This is a genomic window from Nocardia flavorosea NBRC 108225 (assembly GCF_001613385.1).
GTDB lineage: Bacteria > Actinomycetota > Actinomycetes > Mycobacteriales > Mycobacteriaceae > Nocardia > Nocardia flavorosea.
Window position 1 is genome coordinate 355152 of the sequence record NZ_BDCG01000002.1, and the last position, 18944, is coordinate 374095.

Here is an 18944-nt window from a genome sequence, read left to right on the forward strand (position 1 = left end):
ACACCGATGCCCGGGGAGCCGAGCCGCGGCCGCACTTTCGCACCACCCCGGCGCCCGCCACACCGGCCCGGGTATTACCCTGACGTCTCCGGAGACCCCCGGCCCGCGTGTTACGCGGCGGGCCGTCCCGGCTTCTTCACTGTGCACAATGCCACACCCCCACGCACCCGTTCACCGGGCCAGTTAGTTGATTAGCGAAAGCAACTGCTCTAAAGTTGATTAGCGAAAGAAACTATTCCCCTCTTGGAGTCCGAGTGCCCATCTCATCCGATACCGCACAGCACCTACTCGGTGAGATGTTCCATATCGGCCGAGCCCTCCGCAGCGCCCTGTTCTTCACCGACGCGGGCCAGCTACCGCCCGGCGGGCTCGCCGTCCTCACCACCCTCGACGCCTCCGGCCCCTGCCGGCAGGTCGACCTCGCAGCCGATATGCGTATCACCCAGTCAGCGCTGAGCCGGCATATCACCGAGCTCGCCGCCGCCGGATATATCGTCCGCCGGGCCGACCCCAGCGACGGCCGGGCCGCGCTGGTTCAACTCACCGGCGAGGGCCTGGATCTCCTGAACCGGGCACGGGAAGTCCATACCCGGCATCTTCAGGAAACCCTGGACGACTGGTCCGAGGACGACGCCGAACAGGCGTATCTGGCCGTACGACGACTCCGTAATTCCCTCAATGCCCGTTCCCGCTGCGCCTCGACGAGCGAGAACCCGCAGGTTCCGAAAGAGAGAACTGATGTCTGACACAGAGGCACCGCCATCTCGCGATCCGCTCGCCATGAGTCATCGCCAGATCCTCGAGGCGATGACCGGGCTGCTGGCCGCCCTGTTCACGGCGCTGCTCAGCACCACCATCGTCGCCAACGCGCTCCCCACCATCATCGGCGACCTGCAAGGATCACAGACTGCTTACGCCTGGGTCATCACCACGGCCCTGCTCACCAATGCCGCCTCCACGCCGATCTGGGGCAAGCTCGCCGATCTGTTCAACAAGAAGACCCTGGTGCAATCCGCCATCGTCATCTTCGTCATCGGATCGGTGATCGCCGGTCTCAGCCACAACGTCGCACTACTGCTGGTCGCCCGCGCCCTGCAAGGCATCGGCATGGGCGGACTCACCGCACTCGTGCAGGCCATCATCGGCAGCATCATCCCGCCCCGCGAACGCGGCCGCTATTCCGGCTATATGGGCGCGGTGATGGCCGTATCGATGACAGGCGGACCGATCCTCGGTGGCGTTATCGTCGACAGCCCCCTGGGCTGGCGCTGGTGCTTCTACATCTGTGTGCCGCTGGCGTTGATCGCCCTGTTCCTGCTCCAGCGGACGCTGAAGCTGCCGACCACCCGCAAAGAAAACGTGTCCATCGACTGGCTGGGTGCCACGCTGCTGACGGCCGGCGTCTCGGTTCTGCTGATCTGGGTTTCGTTCGCCGGTAAAGCCGGCTACTACGACTGGTGGTCCACCGAATCGGCGCTGTACGTCGGCGGCGGTGTCCTGCTCCTGATCGCCACCGTGCTGGTGGAGGCCAAGGTCAAGGACCCGGTCATCCCGCTGAAGATCGTCACCGAACGCACCACCGCGCTGGCCATCCTGGCCTCGATCGCCGTGGGCGTCGGGATGTTCGGCGCCACCACCTTCCTCGGCCAGTACCTGCAGACCGCGCGCGGCTACTCCCCCACCGCCGCCGGCCTGCTCTCCTCGCCGATGGTCGCCGGCATGCTGGTCGCCTCGGTCACGTCCGGACTGCTGATCACCCGCTTCGGCAAGTGGAAGCCGTTCGTCGTCGCCGGTGCCGCGCTGCTGGTCATCGGTTTCTCCCTGCTGTCGACCGTCGACCACGCCACCAACATCTGGTTGATCGGCGCCTTCATCACCGTCACCGGCATGGGTGTCGGCATGATGATGCAGAATCTGGTGCTGGCCGTGCAGAACACCGTCAGTGTGCAGAACATCGGCGCCGCCTCCAGTAGCGTCGCCTTCTTCCGCACCTTCGGCGGCGCGATCGGCGTCTCGGTGCTCGGCTCGGTGCTCGCCACCCGCGTCGGGGAACTGTCCAGCGCCCGCTTCGCCGAACTGGGCATCCACACCGATTCCTCCGGTGGGAGCAATCTCGACCTCGGCGCTCTCCCGGCGCCGATCGCCGAGATCGTGCGATTCGCCTACGGCGACGCCACCGGCCGCATCTTCCTGATCGCGGCCTTCGCGACCGCCGTGGCGTTGCTCGCGGCTCTCCTGCTGCCGAACCGCCCGCTGCGCCGCACGATCGATATCGAGCCGACCGTCGATCCCGCGACCGCTACCGATATGGCGGCGAAGACGGAGATTCCGGACGATATCGCCGAGCTCGATACCGCGGCATACGCCGTGACCGAACCCGCCGCGCGCGATACCGGCTACGCCGAGGACGAGGCACCGCGGACCGATCGCGTGCCGGTCGCCGTCGGCGCACCGGCCGGACCCGTCCCGGCCGATCGGAACGGACACGGCGGCTACTCGGCCGCCGGCCTGGCGAAAACACTGCCCGTCGCCGGTTACTCCGAAGGCGGATCCGGCCGATCCGCGGTCGAAGGGCGCATCCGCCGCGAGGACGGCCGGCCGGTCCCGGGTGTCGCGCTCACCCTGATCGACCAGCGCGGCCAGCAGGTTGCCCGGACGATCGGCACCTCCGACGGCGGCTTTTCGATCGACGCACCCGGCCCCGGGAACTATGTGCTGATCGCCTCCGCCACCGGGCACGGTCCCACCGCGGTCAATGTGGCCGTCGCCGACCGTACGGTCCGCACCGATCTCACCCTCACCGGGCTCGGCGAACTGTCGGGCACCGTCCGGCGCGCGCCCGCCGGGGAACCGCTGGCCGGGGCGACCGTGACGGTGACCGATCAGCGCGGTGAGGTCGTGGCCTCGGCCACTTCCGACGGCACCGGTTCCTACCTCTGCCACGGCGTGGTTCCGGGGACCTATACCCTGGTCGCCGTCGCCGAACATATGCGACCCAGCGCCACCGCCCTGACCGTGCCGGACAGCGGTCTGCTGCGCCACGATATCGAGCTCGCGCCGATGGCCGTGCTCACCGGATCGGCCCGGTCGGCGAGCGGACGGACGCTGGAAGATATCCAGATCACCGTGCTCGACGCCGCGGGCGAGGTGAACGCCACCGTGCGAACCGACGAAAACGGCCGCTACGTCGTGACCGATCTGCCCGAAGGGCAGTACACGGTCGTTGCCCGCGGTTACCCGCCGATCACCGGCCAGGTTGCGGTGACCGGCGCGCAAGCGGACTTCGACGTGCGGCTCGGCTACGACACCGAGGAGCACTCATGACCGGACTCACCGCTCGTATACGCAATGCCGAGAACTGGCCGGTACCGGAGGCGGTACTGACCGTCACCGACAGCACCGGCCGCCAGATCGGCCGGGCGGTCGCCGACGACACCGGTGCCGTCACCACCGCTACCCTGCCGCCGGGTCTGCACACCGCCGTGCTCACCGCGCCCGGATACCAGCCGGTGGCCCGTACCGCCCAGATCTCTTCTGCCGGAACCGGCACGCTCGGCGATATCACGCTGGTGGCCGTGGCGGAAACGGTGGCTCTACCGCTGTCGGGTCCGTGGACGATCGACCCGGTGCATTCGACCGTGATCGCCACCGCCCGCCATCTCGGTATCTCGAGTATCAAGGCGCGGTTCGCCGAGGTCGGCGGCCGCCTCGATATCGGCGAGCCGTTCGAACGGTCCACCGGCTACGCCGAGATCAAGGCGTCGTGTATCGACACCGGGATCGCCATGCGCGACGACCACCTGCGGTCGGCCGATTTTCTCGATGTCGAACGGTTCCCGCTGATCTCGTTCACCGGTAACGGCCTGCGGCGCACGGGCAGCGACACCTGGATCATGCCGGGTGAACTGACCCTGCACGGCCAGCGCCGGACCGTCGACCTCGATATCACCTACGGCGGCTTCGGACCCGACCCCTGGGGTGGGGTCCGCGCCGCATTCCATGCCGAAACACTGCTGCGCCGCGACGATTTCGCGATCGACTACAACGCGATGGTGCGGGCCGGTGTGGCAGCCGTGGGTACGACCGTCAAGCTGGACCTGGATATCCAGGTGGTGCAGGGCGACCGGTTACCGCAGATGTAGTGGCGGGCGGGTGCCGGTTCGACCGGCACCCGCTCAGTCGCCGGCGGGGCCGAGCGTGCGGATCACCCGCGCCGGATTACCCACCGCGACCACGTTCGCGGGCAGGTCGCGAGTGACCACCGCACCGGCGCCCACGACGGTGTTCGCCCCGATGGAAACCCCGCCCAGCACGATGACACCACCACCGAGCCAGACGTTGTCGCCGATCGTGATCGGTACGGCCGCTTCCCATTTCGCGCGACGTAGCCCCGGATCCAAGGGATGGGTCGGCGTCAGCAGTTGGACATTGGGCCCGATCTGCACATCGTCGCCGAGGGTGATGGACGCGACGTCGAGGGCGACGAGCCCGAAATTGGCGAAACAACCCGATCCGATGGTGATGTTGCTGCCGTAGTCCACCCGCAGCGGCGGCCGGATCTCGGTGTCCTGCCCCACCGCCCCGAGCAGTTCGGTGAGCACTTTGTGCTGCCGTGCGGTATCCCGGGCCGGGGTGCTGTTGTAGGCCTCCATCAGTTCCATCGCCCGCAGGCTCTGTTCCCTGATCTCGGGATCGTCGGCCAGATACAGCTCACCGGCGAGCATGCGCTCCCGCATCGATTTCTCGTCGCCCATCTCACGAGGGTATCCGGGCGCGGATGCCGCACCCGGCCTCGTCCGGCAGATCGGTGCCGGTATCCGGGAATCGGTGCCCACCGCCACGGCGGGCGTACCCGGAACCTGTCCGGTGGCCGACCGGACGCGCGGGGCGACGGTATGTGGGACCATCGGACATCTCGACGCCGCCGTTCGCGAGGAGCAGCCCCGTGCCGATGATCGAATTTCCCGCACCGCGCGGTCCGCTGCCCGGATACCTTTCCGTGCCGGAGTCCGGCGGACCGTGGCCGGCGGTGGTGGTCGTGCACGATGCGTTCGGCCTCAGCGACGATATCCGGCGTATCACCGACCGTTTCGCGGATCACGGCTATCTTGCGCTCGCGCCCGCACTGTTCCGGCGCGGTAGCCGGGTCGGCTGTGTGGTGCGCACCTTCCGGGCGCTGGCGGCGGGGGACGGTGACGCCGTCGACGATATCGTCGCCGCCCGCGATCATCTGGCCGCCGACCGGCGCAGCACCGGCCGGGTGGCCTCGGCCGGGTTCTGTATGGGCGGTGGATTCTGCCTGCTGCTGGCGCCGCGCGGAGTGTTCGATGCGACCGCACCCAATTACGGTGTCCTACCGCAGGGCCTGGACGCATTACGCGACGCGTGCCCGACCGTGGCCAGTTACGGGGCGCGCGACCGGATGCTGCCCGGCGCCGCGGCCGAGCTCGAGAAGGTACTCACCGCCGGTGGTGTGCCGCACGATGTGCACGAATACCCGGGTGTGGGCCATTCGTTCATGAACAATTGGCCCACCCCGCCACCACTACGTGTGGTGGAACGTACCGCGGGGCTGGCCTACTCCGAACCGGAGTCCGAACACGCCTGGCACCGCATCACCGCTTTCTTCGACGCCCATCTGCGCGACCCCGAGACCGATACCGGCGACTGACCCCTTTCATCGGGAATAGGTCACCCGGCCGCAGCGTCCACAGCCGGAGCCGACGGGGAGTCCACCCCGGCAGACCGGAGCGCGCGGCCTTTCCGGCGGGCCACCTGCAGTGTCCGTGAAAGAGGGGCGGAACGAATCCCACATCCACGCTCAGCGGGCGACGAACGCCGTGGGCGCGAACCACCGGGCCACACTATCCACTATGCCCGTTACATCAGCATCATGGCACCGAACATCAACATCATGAAACCCAGGAATCGGGATCCCATCGCACTCTCCCATCGTTTTCCACGGAGCGCCCGCGTTCTGCGGGGCTTTTATGCCGCTACATAACGGTACGTTGATTACCGATACGCATATGCGATCCGCTTCCCTGTCACGGTAAGTATCGGAACCGGTTCGCCGGCACCGCATACCGCGTGGCCCGGCTGCAGCGCGAGCCATCCCGGCCGACTCCCGCACCGCCGGGAACCGGCCGGACACAGGAGGAAAGGACCTGGTATCCGAAGTTCCGGATACCAGGTCCATGATTCACCTCCGGCTCCACCGTTCCGCCGCAGCAGCCGGGAACCGGGCCGCCGGGGTCGCCCTTTCGCGGGCTACCCGCAGCGCGAGCACCGGTGGTCAATCGCGTTCGGCGGTCCCGCGGACGACACCGGTGTTCGCGTCGACCGATACCTCGTACTCCACCCCCTCCGGCGTCACGACCTCCACCTCCCACACCGTGGTGTTCCGCTCGGAATCGAGTTCCGCCGAAACCGCTGTGCTGCCGGGGACCGCGGCAACCGCGGCATCCATCGCCTTCTGCCGATCGATCCCCGGGGCGGCCACCAGCGACCACGGCGCGCCGTCGTGGTCGGTGCCGGAGCCGGTAGCGACCGCGGCGACACCGAGGCAGGCGCCGGCCGCCACCGCCGCCACCACTGCGCCGACCAGTAACCAGCGCATCGCCGAAGCCGCGTGGCGGAAAAATGTTCCCATGGTGCAAACCTCCTGTATGAGCGGATGTTCACCACTGTGGCAAGCGGATGCTGAAACCCGCCTGAAGCCACCTGAAGATCGTTTCAGCAACGATCTGCCACTCTTGACGAATGCGTCTGCTGATCGTGGAGGACGAGAAGCGTCTGGCCCACACACTGGCAAAAGGCTTGTGCGCCGAGGGATTCGCCGTGGATGTCGTCCACGACGGTGTCTCCGGCCTGCACCGGGCCACCAGTACCGACTACGACCTGATCGTCCTCGACATCATGTTGCCGGGGATGAACGGCTACCGGGTCTGCGAAACACTGCGCGCCGCGGGACACGAGACCCCCGTGCTGATGCTCACCGCCAAGGACGGCGAATACGACGAGGCCGAGGGACTCGATACCGGCGCGGACGACTATCTGCGCAAACCGTTCTCGTATGTGGTGCTGGTGGCCCGGATCAGGGCGTTGTTGCGCCGCCGGACCCGTGGCGGCGCCAAGGTATTGCGGGTGGGCGATCTGCTGGTGGATCCGGGCAGCCACACCTGCCGCCGCGGTGACCGGGATGTCACGCTGACCGCCAAAGAGTTCGCGGTACTGGAACATCTCGCGGTACGGGCCGGGGAGGTGGTCTCCAAGGCCGATATCCTCTGCCACGTCTGGGATTTCGCCTACGACGGCGACCCGAACATCGTGGAGGTCTATATCAGCGCCCTGCGCCGCAAGATCGACGCACCCTTCGGATGCCGCACAATCCATACGGTGCGCGGCGCGGGATACCGGTTGGCGGGCGACCGTGGCTGAGCGCACCCCGCGCCGCCGGTGGTGGAGTTCGGTGCGGGCCCGCACCACCACCGCTGCCACGGCTGTCGTGGCCGTGGCATTGGTTGCCGCAGGCATGATCGTGCTGGTGGTGCTGCGGGACAACCTCGTCGAGAGTGCGAGCACGCAGGCCGAGCACACGGCGCGCGATATCGCCGACAGGATCGGCCGCGGCGCCGATCTCGCGACTTTGCGGTTTCCCGATCCGGACGACGAACCGGTGCAGATCGTCGCACCGGACGGCCGGGTACTCGCCGCCGACGACGAACTGCGGGGCCGGCGGCCGATGGCCGATTTCGGGCCGTACGCGTCGGGCGAACCCGGCTCGGACGACGACGAGCCGGAGGACGATGAGGACGACAACGACAACGACGAGAACGACGAGGAGGCGGACGCAGACGACGCGGACGAGGAACCCGACGGTGACGCCACCCCGGGCAGCGCCACCGTCGCGGGAATCGCGGCGGCACCGGGAAGCGCTGTCGCCGCGGCGCCGTCGACCACCGACGCCGTCGTGGGCGAGGCATACCTGCGGGTCGGCGATGCTTCGACTCCCGACCATTTCCGGGTCGCCGCGCTCGCCGCGACCACCGCCGACGGGCAACCGGTCACCGTCTATGCGGGTGCCGCACTCGATACCGCCGACAGTGCGGTCGCCGACGCCCGGCGCGCCATGCTGCTCGGGCTGCTCCCGGTACTGGCGGTGGTGTCGGTGGTGACCTGGTTCGTCACCCGGCGCGCGTTACGCCCGGTGGAAGCCATTCGCCGCGAACTCGCCGAGATCATGCACGGTGACCTGTCCCGGCGCGTCCCCGAGCCACCGGCGCGGGACGAGATCGCCCTGCTCGCGGCGACCACCAACGACACCCTGGCGGCGCTCGAAGAGTCCGCCGACCGGCAGCGCCGGTTCATCGCCGATGCGGCGCACGAGTTGCGCAGTCCGATCGCCAGTCTGCGAGCCCAGCTCGAGGTCGCACAGGCGCATCCGGACCTGCTCGAACTCGAGGGGCTGCTCGGCGATACCGTGCGACTGGAACATCTGGCGACGGATCTGCTGCTGCTGGCCCGCCTCGACGCCGGGGAACGGCCCCGGCCCGGCCGGGTGGATATCGCGGCGCTCGTCGCGGGTGAACTGTCGCGGCGTACCGGCGACCGCGTCCCGGTCGAGACCGCCCTGCCGGACGAGCCGGTCGTGCTCACCGGTAGCGGCACCCAGCTGGCCCGCGTACTGGGCAATCTCGTCGACAACGCGCAACGGCATACTGCCACCGTGGTTCAGGTCTCGCTGGAATGTGTGGACGGGGCCGCGGTGCTCGTGGTCGCCGACGACGGGACCGGTGTGCCCGAGGCGGATCGGGAACGGATATTCCAGCGTTTCGTCCGGCTCGACGAGGCCCGCAGCCGTGACGAGGGCGGTGCCGGGCTGGGGTTGGCCATCGTCCGCGATGTGGTCGAACGGCACGGCGGGTCGATCCGGGTCGAGAACGGTGTACCGGGCGGGGCTCGTTTCGTGGTCACGATCCCGCTGCCCGGATAATCGCCGGCGAGACCGCTCAGGCAGCTATCGGGGCGGCCGTATCCGGTTCGGCGAGGGCCTGCTCGCGCAGAGTCCGGAGCGTTTTGCCGAGGATCCGGGAAACCTGCATCTGCGAAATACCGAGCCGCCCCGCGATCTGGTTCTGGGTCATATTGCCGAAGTAGCGCCAGACGAGGATCTGGCGTTCGCGCCGCGGCAGTTCCTCGATGAGCGGGCGTACGGCCATGGCGTCCTCGAGCAACCCGAAGCACGGTTCCTCGGTGCCCAGCTTGGTGAGCACGGCCGGGGGCGGGGTGTCGTCGTCGTGCTCGCGGACCGCGGCGTCCAGCGAGTTGCTGGTATGTCCGTTACCTGCGATCAGGGCTTGGGTGACCTCGGTCAGTTCCGCTCCGAGTTCCGCCGCGATCTCGCGGGCGGTCGGGGTCCGGCCGAGCCGCTGGAACAATACTTCGGAGGCCGGGCCTATGCGCAGATGCAGTTCCTTGGTACCGCGCGGCACCCGCACGGCCCAGGTGTGGTCGCGGAAATGCCGGCGCACCTCGCCCATGATGGTAGGCACGGCGAACGACAGGAACGAACTGCCCCGGCTCACATCGAAGCGGTCCACGGCCTGCACCAGACCCATCCGGGCGATCTGGAGCAGATCGTCGAATGCCTCGCCGCGACCGCTGAACCGCCGGGCGATATGGTCCGCGAGCGGCAGGCCCAGATGCACGATTTCGGTGCGGATTTCCTGGCAGCGTGGATCGTCGGGTTCCAGGCCGGCCAGCTTGTCGAACCAGGGTTCGAGATTGTCGTAGCTGTCCCCGCCGCGCGGCCGTCCGGGTCGGGCGTTGTGGGTCACGGCGGGTGTGTCGATGGTGACTGTGGTCGTTTCGTTCATCGGTGGCTCCTCGGGTCTTCCCAATCGGCTCGCTGATCGGCTCGACTTCCTTCAGAACTACCCGATTCGACGTGATCGAAACGTGACCTACCGGCCGGTACCTTCCGTCGGGCACCCGCACACCGGACGAGAGTATCGCGAAATATGCTGTATACAGCAATGATTCACGATCGACCGCAGAGGCCGGACGGAGCAGCCGGCGGGCCCTCGACGACGCCCGCGCCGGCTGCCTACCAGCCGCCGATGTGCACGATCCGATCCAGATCCGCCCGCGCGGCGGGCTTGAAATCTGTGCCCAACGTATAGGCCACGGGGAGCAGCGCACCCTGGGAAACCTTGTCGTAGGGAATACCGAGAACTTCCGCCGCTTCCCGCTCGTATCGCAAATGCAATGTCGTCCACGACGTTCCGAGTCCGCGCGATCGCGCCGCCAGGCAGAAGCTCCACGCCGCGGGAAACAGCGACCCCCAGTACGACGCGCTCTCCGCACTCGACGCGTTGTCGAGGCGGCCCGACTGGCAGGGGATCACCAAAGCCGGCACCTCGCCCATCTTCTCGGCCAGATACCGCGCGGAATCCGCGACTCGCTGCCGGGCCGCATCCGCTTCGGAATCACCGCTGAGCTGGTTACCGGGAAAATACCGGGACGACGCATACTCCTCGAACGCCTTGCGGTAGAGCTCGCCGAGGGACCGGCGCTGTCCGGGATCGGTGACGACGACCCAGTGCCAGCCCTGCCGGTTCGACCCACTCGGCGCCTGCACCGCCAGTTCGATACATTCCCGGACCACCTCGAGCGGTACCGCGCGCTCGAGGTCGAGCCGTTTCCGCACCGCTCGCGTGGTCGACAGCAGTTCGTCCGTGGTCAGGTCCAGTTCCCTGGGCACAGCAGGCTCCTTCGTTCCGATACGGCACGGCCGGGGCCGGCCGGAACACCCGGCGTGGGTCACGGCCGCCTCCGGCGAACATACTCCGGGCACGCTCCGCCGGTACAGCCGTCGGCAGGCATCGCGAACGGCGGCCGAACAGGGGCCGGTGCCGGTCCGGCGACGATTCCCCGGCCGGACCCCGCTACGAATGATGCTCGCCGTGCCGGATCTCGTCGCGCGGTGCGGCGTAGCGGACGGTCTCCCAGGCGATCAGTACGACAAGGACCGCGCACAGGATCGTCAGGGCGGCGAGCGCGGGCAGCACCGCCGCCAACGGGATCAGCGCGAGCAGCACCACGATCGCCACGACGCGGGATACGGTGACCTGCCCGGTGGCGTAGGCCTTGCCACCGACGAGCCCGATGAGGAACAGCGCGACACCGCCGTAGAGGGCGAACAACGGTATTCCGTACAGCGCGTCGGTGAGCCGGTGATGCGAACTGTCCCCGACGTAGTACAGCACTTTCTTCAGGCCCAGAGACAGCGCGATCACGCCGACGATCATCGGGAAATGCCAGTAGGTGTAGCAGTTACGGGCGATCTTGATCTGCCGTTCCCCGTCGGCCGCGGCCAGCACATGCTCCACCGACAGCGCCGCGACGTCGAAGTAGGCCCACCACAGCAGGCCGGAGATGGCCAGGCCCAGCAGTGAGCCCACGGCGATCGGCCACGAGATGGGCAGCGCGGCCACCCCGATTCCGATCGAAACGATGGATTCGCCCAGCGCCACGATGACGATCAACCCGTAGCGCTCGGAGAAATGCTTGGCCGAGTTCACCCGCCAGCCGTTACCGGAGAGCAGAGTCCAGGCCATATCCCCGGCCACCGCGGCAATCCACAATCCGATCTGCACGGCGCCCGAAGTGGTCGCCGCGACCACCAGCAGCGCGGTGCCGAGGGTGATCGACCCCAGCCCCCAGCGGATCACCTGCCCGCGCAACTGCGGGTCCTGTGCACTGGCCAGCCAGAACATACCCAGGTGGACGAGCCGGGCCACCAGATAGGCCAGCGCGAACACCAGCGGCCCCGACCAGCCGCCGGGCAGGTCGTTGAATGCCTCGGGAATGGCCAGCGCGGCGATGAACGCGGCGCCCATGGCCGTGAACACGGCCACCCGGGCCAGGCCTTCGTCGGCCCGCACCACATTGCCCAGCCAGCTGTAGGAGATCCATACCCACCACACCACCGCCAGGACCAGCAGTGCCCGCAGCATGTTCACGGCCGAGGTGTCCTCGGCGGCCAGATCGGTGACCTTCGTGAGGGCGAAGACCACGACCAGATCGAAGAACAGCTCCAGCTGGGTGACCGCGGCTCCCTGGGCGACCGGCTGCAAGCGCATCCGCTTGGCTCCTCTCATACGGCAAATACTCGCACCCAGCAGCGCCGCTCGCAGCTCTGCCGGGCTCGGCACGCATGTTTCGACCGCCGGAAATCGGACACGCGGTCGGTGGAGGATGCCGGCACGGATCCCACGGCCGGCACCCCGACGAGAAGGGAGGTTCGATGAGCACCCGCGATACGATCGCCCAGCTGAACCAGGACATCACCACCGCCGAGAACGCAGGTGACGAGGCCACCGCGGCGCGGCTCCGGCGGGAACTGGAAACCGCCCTGCGCGACGCCAAGGATCCGAAGGGATCCACCGATACCGAATAGTCTCCCGCGACGACGGTGGTCGGCCGGGTGACCTGCCCAAACGGGTGGGTCACTCGGCGGATTTCACCGATTCGGGAGCCCGCGCGCGAGCTTGTGCGATCCCCGGCTCGCGCTCGGCCGACCGGTCGATGACCATATGGCGCGCCCACCGGATATGATCTTGATCGGGTCGGGGGCGACGAGTAGTGCGCAGGTTACATTATGGCGCCTCGTCGAACGATTCATGAGTTCTCCCCCCATCCACTCATGCGATCGATATCGATGGAGGAACTGTCATGTCCAGACGCGCGCCCGTATTCCGGGTCCGGAACCTGCTCACCGGGTTCGTCATAGCCGGATGCGCCGTACTCGCACTGTCGGGGTGCTCCGGCACGGATTCGTCGAGCTCCGCGAGCTCGACCCCGGAGACCACCGTTCCGGGCCAGAACGGAACCGACGCCGGCGGCGACGTCTCCTTCGACGCCGAGATCGGCCAGTGTGTGACCTTGTCGGGAACCATGATGGACGCCGAGATCGACCACGCCGAATGCGGTAGCGAAAAGTCGAACTACAAGGTCGTCGCCAAGGCGCCGACCCAGGACGAGTGCGCCGCCGACGTCGACCAGACGTACTACGTCACCCTCGGCGGCGAGGAACAGGGTGCCCTGTGCCTCGATATCGACTGGGTCGTCGGCCAGTGCATGACCATTCCGGCCGGTATGGACAGCCCCACGCACAGCCCGTGCACGGCAGGCACGCCCGATACGGTCCGGGTGCTCGCGATCCTGCCCGGTACCACCGATGAGGCCGGCTGCCCCGCAGAGACCACCAGTTACTACACCTACGACGAACGTAAACTCGTCACCTGCGTCGCCGAGGTCTAGCGACCCGCGCGGCGGGTGTGGCCTCGGACAACGGTCGAGGCCACACCCACTCCTCACGGTACGGGCCGCACGCGCCCGGAATACCGCAGGACGCAATCGATTCCGTCGACGTGATCGGTTCGGCACAACCCGCCGGTTTCGATGCCGTACTCGGCGCCGGTTGCCTACGCTTTGTACGGGAAGCAGCCTCGCTGGGGCACGGAATCACCCTCGACGGCGGCCCGACCGGTATCGAAAGACCTGATACCGGACCTGCGTCCGCACTACCGTTGGAGCCCGCATGAGTTCATCCGCCGTCGCCGTTGCGGTGCTGGGCGCCGGCCTGCTCGCCGAACCGATCGCGGACCGGATCGGCGCCCGGCCCGATCTGCAGCTCACCGGACTGATCACGGATCCGCAGGTGCCCCCCGCGGGCACCGGATGCCTCGTCTACGTACCGTCGTTCGCCGAAATCGCCGCGGAGGCGCCCGCCACGATACTGCCGCGCCTGCTGCGCGAGGGGTACGACGTGATCTCCACGGCGCCGCAGAACAGCCACGGTCCCGACACCGCGCTCGCCGACGCCTGCCACGACGGGAATTCGGTTTTCCATGCGACCGGCGCATTCCAGACCACCGTCCCCGCCCGCCTCCTTCGGGCGGTCACCGAGGTCACCCGCGATATCCGCCGGGTGGAGCTCGTGGAGGAACTGGATTTCACCGGCGCCGGCGTCTACCCGTGGGGCCCACCCGGCGAAGTCGGTATCGGCACCGTCGACACCGCCGTCGCCACGCGGGCCGCGGCCCTCATAGACGGCTATTACACGGCGGGACTCCGGATCCTGAACGAGGCAGTTTTCGGCAGCACGACCGGCAGCACCGAAACACCGGCCGGCACGGTGGATATCGTCACCGACGCGGCAGGCACGGTCGAGCAGGTGATCGTGAACCGCACTCTCGGCGCCGAGCTGAGCTACCGGTCCATCTGGTCGGCGGCCACCGCGGAACGGGCACCACTGCGCTACCGACTCACCACGACCACCGATACCGGGAAGGGAACGGCGAACGTCCGCTTCAAATGTATGGCGGGCGTCCATCCTGCCGACCATCTGACCTGCGTCAATGCCGTGGAAGCGATCCGTCCGGTGCATGAGCTGGCCCCCGGGGCGGTCCTGCGCGACGTATCCACCATCCCTCCGGCGTCCGAACGGCGACTGATCTGCTGAGATCGAACGCCGCGCCCTTCGGCCCCGGCCGGTACCGTCCGCGGTTTCAGGCGTCGAAGAGCAGATAGAGCCCGGTGAAGGTGTAGCCGACCATGAGCAGCATGAGCGCGAGCTGGCCGGTGAGCCGATGCGCCCGCGGCAGCAGCCGCAGACAGCGATCGTGTGCGGCGGCGACACCCAGCACATGGCCGGTCACCACGGCCACGACCTTGATGGTGCCCAGCACCGCCGGATGCGCCGACAGGAGGTACGCGACCTCCCGGTCGGCCAGGCCGAACAGGTTCCACCCGGCGCCGAACGGATCCGCGAACAGGATCACGGTGGCCTGGCTCTTCTCGACCAGGAAGCTCAGATAGTGCGCGACCACGTACCCCGCAATGATCGGGGTCAGAGTGTACGCGAGCCGAGCCGGGAGCTGGTGGCGTTCGGCGCGGGCGAGTCCACCGGTGGCCGCGGCGGCCACTCGGAAACTCACCCCGACGGCGGCAATGAACACCAGCAGTCCGGCGGTACCCACCAGGGTGCGCCCCGGGGCGCCGCCGGCATCGGAAAGCAGACCCCGCCACCATTCGAACATCGAAAAGCTGTCGAATGCAGTGGAACCCAGCAGCGTCGCCGCGACCGCCACCGCCCCGGGACTCACCGGCGTGCCTGCCAGATTCGCCAACGGCGAGCGCAGGACAAACACACCGGCGGGCCCCCGGGCCAGCGGGCTCAACCGGCCGAGCAGGCTGCTGTACACCTCCAGCGGGTCGGCGTACTCCGCCCATTCGGTGCCGAAAACGAATAAACCCACCACAGTGACGATCAGGTATCCGGCCACCCATACGGTCACGGCGGTCACCGAGCCGGGATCGGGGGATGCCAGTTCCAGCCAGACGAAGGTGAAGAGCCCGACCGCCGCCGGCCACCGGCCCCACGCCCGCGGATACCGCAACCATCCGGACTCGGGGGCGCGACCGGTGAGCGCGCACACCCCGCGGTGCACGGCCCGCGCCGGGGACAGCAGCTTCCACACCGGTCCGGCGACCAGCGAGGCCACCATCACCCCGACCCAGACCAGTACGTAGACGACACCGGACACCGGATTCGCAGCCGGATCGGCCGAACCGAATACGCCGATTGCCAGGAGTAGCGCGGTCGCGGCGACGCTTCCCACGGCGACGGCCGCACGGAGAACCGGCGAATCCACTACCGCACGCACCGGCGCCGGTACCGGTTTCCCGCGCGCGGCCGGGTCCAGCCGGGGTTCGCGCCAGGCGAAGGCGAGCACCGCGAACGAGAAGGCCAGCGCCCATGCCGCGCCGATCAGCGCGTAGGTCAGCGGGATCGGCAGATCCGACGCCCCGCCGATCCCGTGGGCCAGCGCTGTCACGGGCGCACGAGCAGGGTCGCCACCGTGACCCCGGCATGATGCAGTTCGATCTCCACCCGGCCCGGTACCTCGACAGCGAACCGGAAACGCTGTCCCGTGGCCGGGGCGACAGCGAACGTATGGTCGGGTTCGGCGTGCACATGCAATTCGTCGGAGATATCGCTGTCCACGATCACTTCGACCGGCTGACCGACCCGCGCGTCGAGCCTGCGGTCCACCGGCGACACCACCCCGTCCGCTATCCGCACGGTCAGGCGCACGCTCGCCGCGGACTCGGTCACGCCAGGGGTTTTCTCCGCGCCTGGACCCGGTGGTTCGGAGGCCGCGCAGCCGGCCGTGAGCAGACCTGCCACGAGCAGTGGCAGGCATAGGCGCGATAGGGACATCAGTTCTCCTCGTCGGTATCGGGCGCCGTATCGGTCACATGCGGCGGAGCCGGTTCGTCCGCGCCGGCCCTGCGGTCGCGCACCGCGATGAAAAGGACGACTCCGGCGATGAGAAAGGCGGGAAGGAAGGCGGGAATCGCCAACAGGATCGAGTGGTCCGCCAGGACCACCACATCGTCGAACCGGTCGTTCACGTAACCGGCGCCTGCTCCGGCGCGCGCACCGCGGACGATCGCGGGTAGCGATCGTTGATCCGGGCAGCGCCCCAGCACAACGCGGCGATCAGCGCCAGGCTGCACAGCAGCACGATCAGGGAGGCCGCGGTGAAAAGCCAGGCGGGATGATCGAACGAACGCTCCCGCTGCAACACCGTGATCTCGGCGACGAACGGGCGGGTGAACTCGGCCGGCGCCGACACTTCCTCGGCACCGATACCGGCGTCGGCGGCCATGAAGATCGGCAGCGCGGTCTGTGTGCGCCCGTCCTGGACGCGCAGGATCGTCTTCCAGGTGCCGTGGACCGGAACCGCCTCCGTGGTCACGTAATGTCCCTCGCCCATCCGGCGCAGTTGATCCACCACGAGCCCGCGGCCCGGACTGTCACTGCCCACACCGCCCTGCCAGGCGAGGACCTGGACCCATTCGGGGTCGTCTCCGGCCAGATCGTCCGGTGTGATCCGAATATCGGCGTGCACCATGCGGCCGCCGTCCGCCGGGGCTTCCCGTAACTGCACCGTTGCCCGGGCGTCCTGCGGAATATCGATCATCAGACCATTGGCGGTCGCCGCGGCGACCACGACCACGGCGGTGGTGACCAGTGCGCGCCGCACGGCCGGGCGCGGTAACGGTTCCCCCAGCAGCACGGTGGCGAGCATCGCGCCGACCACCCCACCCGCGATTCCGGTGGGGACCGTCATCAGCAGCAGTTCCGGCCACATCGCCGTGGGCCATGGATCGACGAATACCGCGGCGACCCACAGGGATTCCAGCCAGATCCCCAGCGTCGCCGCCACCAGACCCGTCAGCGCGCCCCACAGGACCCGGCGCCGAGCCGCCGGTAGCAGGCAGAGCACCTCCACCACCACCGCGATCCCGAGATAGAGCGGGAAGACGTTACGCGGCGCGTCGATGACCGGCCCGCCGACCAGCCAGGCCACCACGAGCCGGACCACCGCGGCGAAACAGGCCACTACCAGCGCGGCACCCGTTCCGAGGGTCATCCTGGCCGCGATCAGCGCAACGGTTGCCGCCGCCACCATCAGCATGGGTTGCAGTACCAGCCGGAACTGCTCGACACCGAAGTCGTACTCCACCTGGAATACCGACAACCCGATGAGCAGGCCCCCGAAGGCGAACGCCCGCATCCACCACATCCGGCGCGGCCGCGGCTCCTCCGGATCCGGCCGGCTGCGCCGGCCCTCGAATTCGAGCAGCAGCACACCGACCAGCGAGAGCCCCGCACCGCCGATGAGCATCAGATGCGTCGGACCCCACAGCGTGACGTCCTGGCCGAATATGCGGTGCCACACATCGTCGAGCGGGAAACCGATCAGCGCATACAGCCCGGCACCGGCCAGCAGGATCCCGCCGACGGGCGCGTACCAGGTGCGGGTGATCCGCACCGCCGCCGGCCCGGGTTTCTCGTCGAGTGGCAGCACGATCGCCGCCATTCCGGCGGTGAACAGGAAGAACAGGCCGGCGAGGATGAAATAGTGCGCCGGGTTGGCCAGCGGACCCTCGTCGCGGCCGTTGCCGATGTGCAGACTCACATCCCAGATGAAGCCGAGCAGCGCGGTGAGGATGGTGGCCAGGAACATCGCCAGCGGTAGCGCCACCCAGCCCGGCTGATCGAACCAGCTGCCGAGCCGGTCCGCTACCCGCTGTAACCAGGTGATGCGGCGGGTGCGGTGGAGGTAGCCCACCCACATCAATCCGAGGGCGATCACCCCGGCGGCCCCGGTCATGAGGGCGACCTGATCCAGGGCGGCGCCACCGCCTTCGCTCCCCTGGGCAAGCGACCGCCCGATCATTTCGTGCGCACCGTTCGGCACTGGACCTCCACACCAGCCGGGATATATGTGACGAAAAGTAGCATGAAATACGGCTGGGGGCGCGGTGTTCACCCAAGTCGGCAAAGACAGTTCGCCGCAATGCTATTCGCCACGGAGCCGCACCCGTGCTCCATTCGACCGACTACGGCCTCGCCCCAGCACGGGCGACCTCCGCGACGGCGCCGGGGTCGAACGCCTCCACCGACCCCGGCCACCGCAATCGACCGATCAGTCGCGGAAGGCGTCCTTCACCTTCTCGCCGGCATCCTTCAGATTCGATTTGACCTGATCGGCCTTACCTTCGTTCTTCTTGTCCTCGTCACCGGTGGCCTCGCCGAACTTCTCCTTGGCCTGACCGGCGAGCTCCTCGGCCTTGTTGCCGGCCTTGTCGGTTCCACTCACAGCCGGACTCCTTTCGTCGGGGCGACCGGCCTGCGCGATCCAGCCGGTCTGCGGCGTGGGTATCCACCGACCGGCCCCGTAAACAGGCGGTACGCCGAAACGTCCGATTCCATCGCTCGTCGAGCGCCGGCGAGTTCAGCGGTGGCCACCGGCACGCAACTCACCCTCGGTAGCGCGCTCGCCGGGGCAGCGGAGATCCCT

General features: G+C 68.2%; 19 protein-coding genes. 9 read left to right on the top strand and 10 right to left on the bottom strand.

Annotated features, from left to right (window positions below; all coding sequences use genetic code 11):
- Positions 1–254 precede the first annotated feature (254 nt).
- The 3 genes from NFL01S_RS01760 to NFL01S_RS01770 are packed head-to-tail and all read left to right on the top strand — an operon-like array spanning position 255 to position 4142.
- Positions 255–746, top strand: a complete 492-nt coding sequence (locus NFL01S_RS01760) for a MarR family winged helix-turn-helix transcriptional regulator (protein ID WP_063915792.1) — start codon at positions 255–257, stop codon at positions 744–746.
- A complete protein-coding gene (locus NFL01S_RS37520; RefSeq protein ID WP_084492319.1) occupies positions 739–3324 on the top strand; it encodes an MFS transporter in 2586 nt (861 codons plus the stop codon). Before NFL01S_RS01760 ends, NFL01S_RS37520 begins: the two co-directional genes overlap by 8 nt.
- Positions 3321–4142 carry a YceI family protein gene (locus NFL01S_RS01770; RefSeq protein ID WP_062970745.1) on the top strand — a complete coding sequence of 274 codons (822 nt, stop codon included), beginning with the start codon at positions 3321–3323 and terminating at the stop codon, positions 4140–4142. Before NFL01S_RS37520 ends, NFL01S_RS01770 begins: the two co-directional genes overlap by 4 nt.
- A 33-nt stretch (positions 4143–4175) precedes the next feature.
- Here the strand turns inward: NFL01S_RS01770 and NFL01S_RS01775 are convergent, their stop codons facing one another.
- The gene (locus NFL01S_RS01775; RefSeq protein ID WP_062971289.1) at positions 4176–4754 is read right to left on the bottom strand and encodes a sugar O-acetyltransferase; all 579 of its coding nucleotides are present in this window, start codon (positions 4752–4754) and stop codon (positions 4176–4178) included.
- Between the two features lie 197 nt (positions 4755–4951).
- Here NFL01S_RS01775 and NFL01S_RS01780 point away from each other — a divergent pair, with 197 nt between their 5' ends.
- Positions 4952–5671, top strand: a complete 720-nt coding sequence (locus NFL01S_RS01780; RefSeq protein ID WP_062971291.1) for a dienelactone hydrolase family protein — start codon at positions 4952–4954, stop codon at positions 5669–5671.
- A 624-nt stretch (positions 5672–6295) separates the two neighbouring features.
- Here the strand turns inward: NFL01S_RS01780 and NFL01S_RS01785 are convergent.
- Positions 6296–6652: a PepSY domain-containing protein gene (locus tag NFL01S_RS01785; protein ID WP_084492320.1), complete on the bottom strand. Its 357-nt coding sequence runs from the start codon at positions 6650–6652 to the stop codon at positions 6296–6298.
- A gap of 110 nt (positions 6653–6762) precedes the next feature.
- On the opposite strand from NFL01S_RS01785, the gene NFL01S_RS01790 reads away from it, so the two are divergent.
- Together NFL01S_RS01790 and NFL01S_RS01795 are read left to right on the top strand one after the other, a co-directional pair.
- Complete coding sequence (locus tag NFL01S_RS01790; RefSeq protein ID WP_062970748.1) at positions 6763–7440, top strand: response regulator; 678 nt, start codon at positions 6763–6765, stop codon at positions 7438–7440.
- Entirely contained in the window at positions 7433–8995 is a 1563-nt protein-coding gene (locus NFL01S_RS01795; RefSeq protein WP_062970750.1) for a sensor histidine kinase, read from the top strand. The genes NFL01S_RS01790 and NFL01S_RS01795 overlap by 8 nt, the downstream gene beginning before the upstream one ends.
- A 16-nt stretch (positions 8996–9011) precedes the next feature.
- Here NFL01S_RS01795 and NFL01S_RS01800 read toward each other — a convergent pair whose 3' ends face one another.
- The 3 genes from NFL01S_RS01800 to NFL01S_RS01810 all read right to left on the bottom strand — a co-directional run bounded on the left by NFL01S_RS01800 (position 9012) and on the right by NFL01S_RS01810 (position 12164).
- Entirely contained in the window at positions 9012–9878 is an 867-nt protein-coding gene (locus NFL01S_RS01800; RefSeq protein WP_084492321.1) for an RNA polymerase sigma factor SigF, read from the bottom strand.
- A 230-nt stretch (positions 9879–10108) separates the two neighbouring features.
- Complete coding sequence (locus tag NFL01S_RS01805; protein WP_062970752.1) at positions 10109–10765, bottom strand: nitroreductase family protein; 657 nt, start codon at positions 10763–10765, stop codon at positions 10109–10111.
- A gap of 184 nt (positions 10766–10949) precedes the next feature.
- Positions 10950–12164 (bottom strand): low temperature requirement protein A, encoded by a 1215-nt coding sequence (locus tag NFL01S_RS01810; RefSeq protein ID WP_062971295.1) that lies wholly within the window; start codon positions 12162–12164, stop codon positions 10950–10952.
- Between the two features lie 146 nt (positions 12165–12310).
- Here NFL01S_RS01810 and NFL01S_RS35140 point away from each other — a divergent pair, with 146 nt between their 5' ends.
- The 3 genes from NFL01S_RS35140 (at position 12311) to NFL01S_RS01825 (ending at position 14530) form a co-directional block, all read left to right on the top strand.
- On the top strand, positions 12311–12463 hold the full coding sequence (locus NFL01S_RS35140) for a hypothetical protein (RefSeq protein WP_157116151.1): 153 nt from the start codon (positions 12311–12313) through the stop codon (positions 12461–12463).
- 275 nt (positions 12464–12738) lie between these two features.
- Positions 12739–13326: an LppU family putative lipoprotein gene (lppU, locus tag NFL01S_RS01820; protein ID WP_062970756.1), complete on the top strand. Its 588-nt coding sequence runs from the start codon at positions 12739–12741 to the stop codon at positions 13324–13326.
- A gap of 280 nt (positions 13327–13606) precedes the next feature.
- Positions 13607–14530, top strand: a complete 924-nt coding sequence (locus NFL01S_RS01825; protein WP_062970758.1) for a hypothetical protein — start codon at positions 13607–13609, stop codon at positions 14528–14530.
- Between the two features lie 46 nt (positions 14531–14576).
- On the opposite strand, the gene NFL01S_RS01830 is transcribed toward NFL01S_RS01825, so the two are convergent.
- The 5 genes from NFL01S_RS01830 to NFL01S_RS01850 all read right to left on the bottom strand — a co-directional run bounded on the left by NFL01S_RS01830 (position 14577) and on the right by NFL01S_RS01850 (position 18743).
- A complete protein-coding gene (locus NFL01S_RS01830; protein WP_062970760.1) occupies positions 14577–15905 on the bottom strand; it encodes a hypothetical protein in 1329 nt (442 codons plus the stop codon).
- On the bottom strand, positions 15902–16291 hold the full coding sequence (locus NFL01S_RS01835; protein WP_062970762.1) for a hypothetical protein: 390 nt from the start codon (positions 16289–16291) through the stop codon (positions 15902–15904). Before NFL01S_RS01835 ends, NFL01S_RS01830 begins: the two co-directional genes overlap by 4 nt.
- Positions 16291–16485: a hypothetical protein gene (locus tag NFL01S_RS01840; protein ID WP_062970764.1), complete on the bottom strand. Its 195-nt coding sequence runs from the start codon at positions 16483–16485 to the stop codon at positions 16291–16293. The genes NFL01S_RS01835 and NFL01S_RS01840 overlap by 1 nt, the downstream gene beginning before the upstream one ends.
- Positions 16482–18320, bottom strand: coding sequence for a hypothetical protein (locus NFL01S_RS01845; RefSeq protein WP_062971297.1), 1839 nt, complete (start codon positions 18318–18320; stop codon positions 16482–16484). The genes NFL01S_RS01840 and NFL01S_RS01845 overlap by 4 nt, the downstream gene beginning before the upstream one ends.
- A gap of 249 nt (positions 18321–18569) precedes the next feature.
- Positions 18570–18743 carry a CsbD family protein gene (locus NFL01S_RS01850; RefSeq protein ID WP_062970766.1) on the bottom strand — a complete coding sequence of 58 codons (174 nt, stop codon included), beginning with the start codon at positions 18741–18743 and terminating at the stop codon, positions 18570–18572.
- Between the last annotated feature and the right edge of the window lie 201 nt (positions 18744–18944).

What these genes read in the sequence shown, in the direction of transcription:
- NFL01S_RS01800 (WP_084492321.1), bottom strand. Translation starts at nt 9,878, where the DNA reads ATGAACGAAACGACCACAGTCACCATCGACACACCCGCCGTGACCCAC.
- lppU (WP_062970756.1), top strand. Translation starts at nt 12,739, where the DNA reads ATGTCCAGACGCGCGCCCGTATTCCGGGTCCGGAACCTGCTCACCGGG.
- NFL01S_RS01810 (WP_062971295.1), bottom strand. Translation starts at nt 12,164, where the DNA reads ATGAGAGGAGCCAAGCGGATGCGCTTGCAGCCGGTCGCCCAGGGAGCC.
- NFL01S_RS01780 (WP_062971291.1), top strand. Translation starts at nt 4,952, where the DNA reads ATGATCGAATTTCCCGCACCGCGCGGTCCGCTGCCCGGATACCTTTCC.
- NFL01S_RS01790 (WP_062970748.1), top strand. Translation starts at nt 6,763, where the DNA reads ATGCGTCTGCTGATCGTGGAGGACGAGAAGCGTCTGGCCCACACACTG.
- NFL01S_RS01785 (WP_084492320.1), bottom strand. Translation starts at nt 6,652, where the DNA reads ATGGGAACATTTTTCCGCCACGCGGCTTCGGCGATGCGCTGGTTACTG.
- NFL01S_RS01775 (WP_062971289.1), bottom strand. Translation starts at nt 4,754, where the DNA reads ATGGGCGACGAGAAATCGATGCGGGAGCGCATGCTCGCCGGTGAGCTG.
- NFL01S_RS01845 (WP_062971297.1), bottom strand. Translation starts at nt 18,320, where the DNA reads ATGATCGGGCGGTCGCTTGCCCAGGGGAGCGAAGGCGGTGGCGCCGCC.
- NFL01S_RS01835 (WP_062970762.1), bottom strand. Translation starts at nt 16,291, where the DNA reads ATGTCCCTATCGCGCCTATGCCTGCCACTGCTCGTGGCAGGTCTGCTC.
- NFL01S_RS01825 (WP_062970758.1), top strand. Translation starts at nt 13,607, where the DNA reads ATGAGTTCATCCGCCGTCGCCGTTGCGGTGCTGGGCGCCGGCCTGCTC.
- NFL01S_RS01770 (WP_062970745.1), top strand. Translation starts at nt 3,321, where the DNA reads ATGACCGGACTCACCGCTCGTATACGCAATGCCGAGAACTGGCCGGTA.
- NFL01S_RS35140 (WP_157116151.1), top strand. Translation starts at nt 12,311, where the DNA reads ATGAGCACCCGCGATACGATCGCCCAGCTGAACCAGGACATCACCACC.
- NFL01S_RS37520 (WP_084492319.1), top strand. Translation starts at nt 739, where the DNA reads ATGTCTGACACAGAGGCACCGCCATCTCGCGATCCGCTCGCCATGAGT.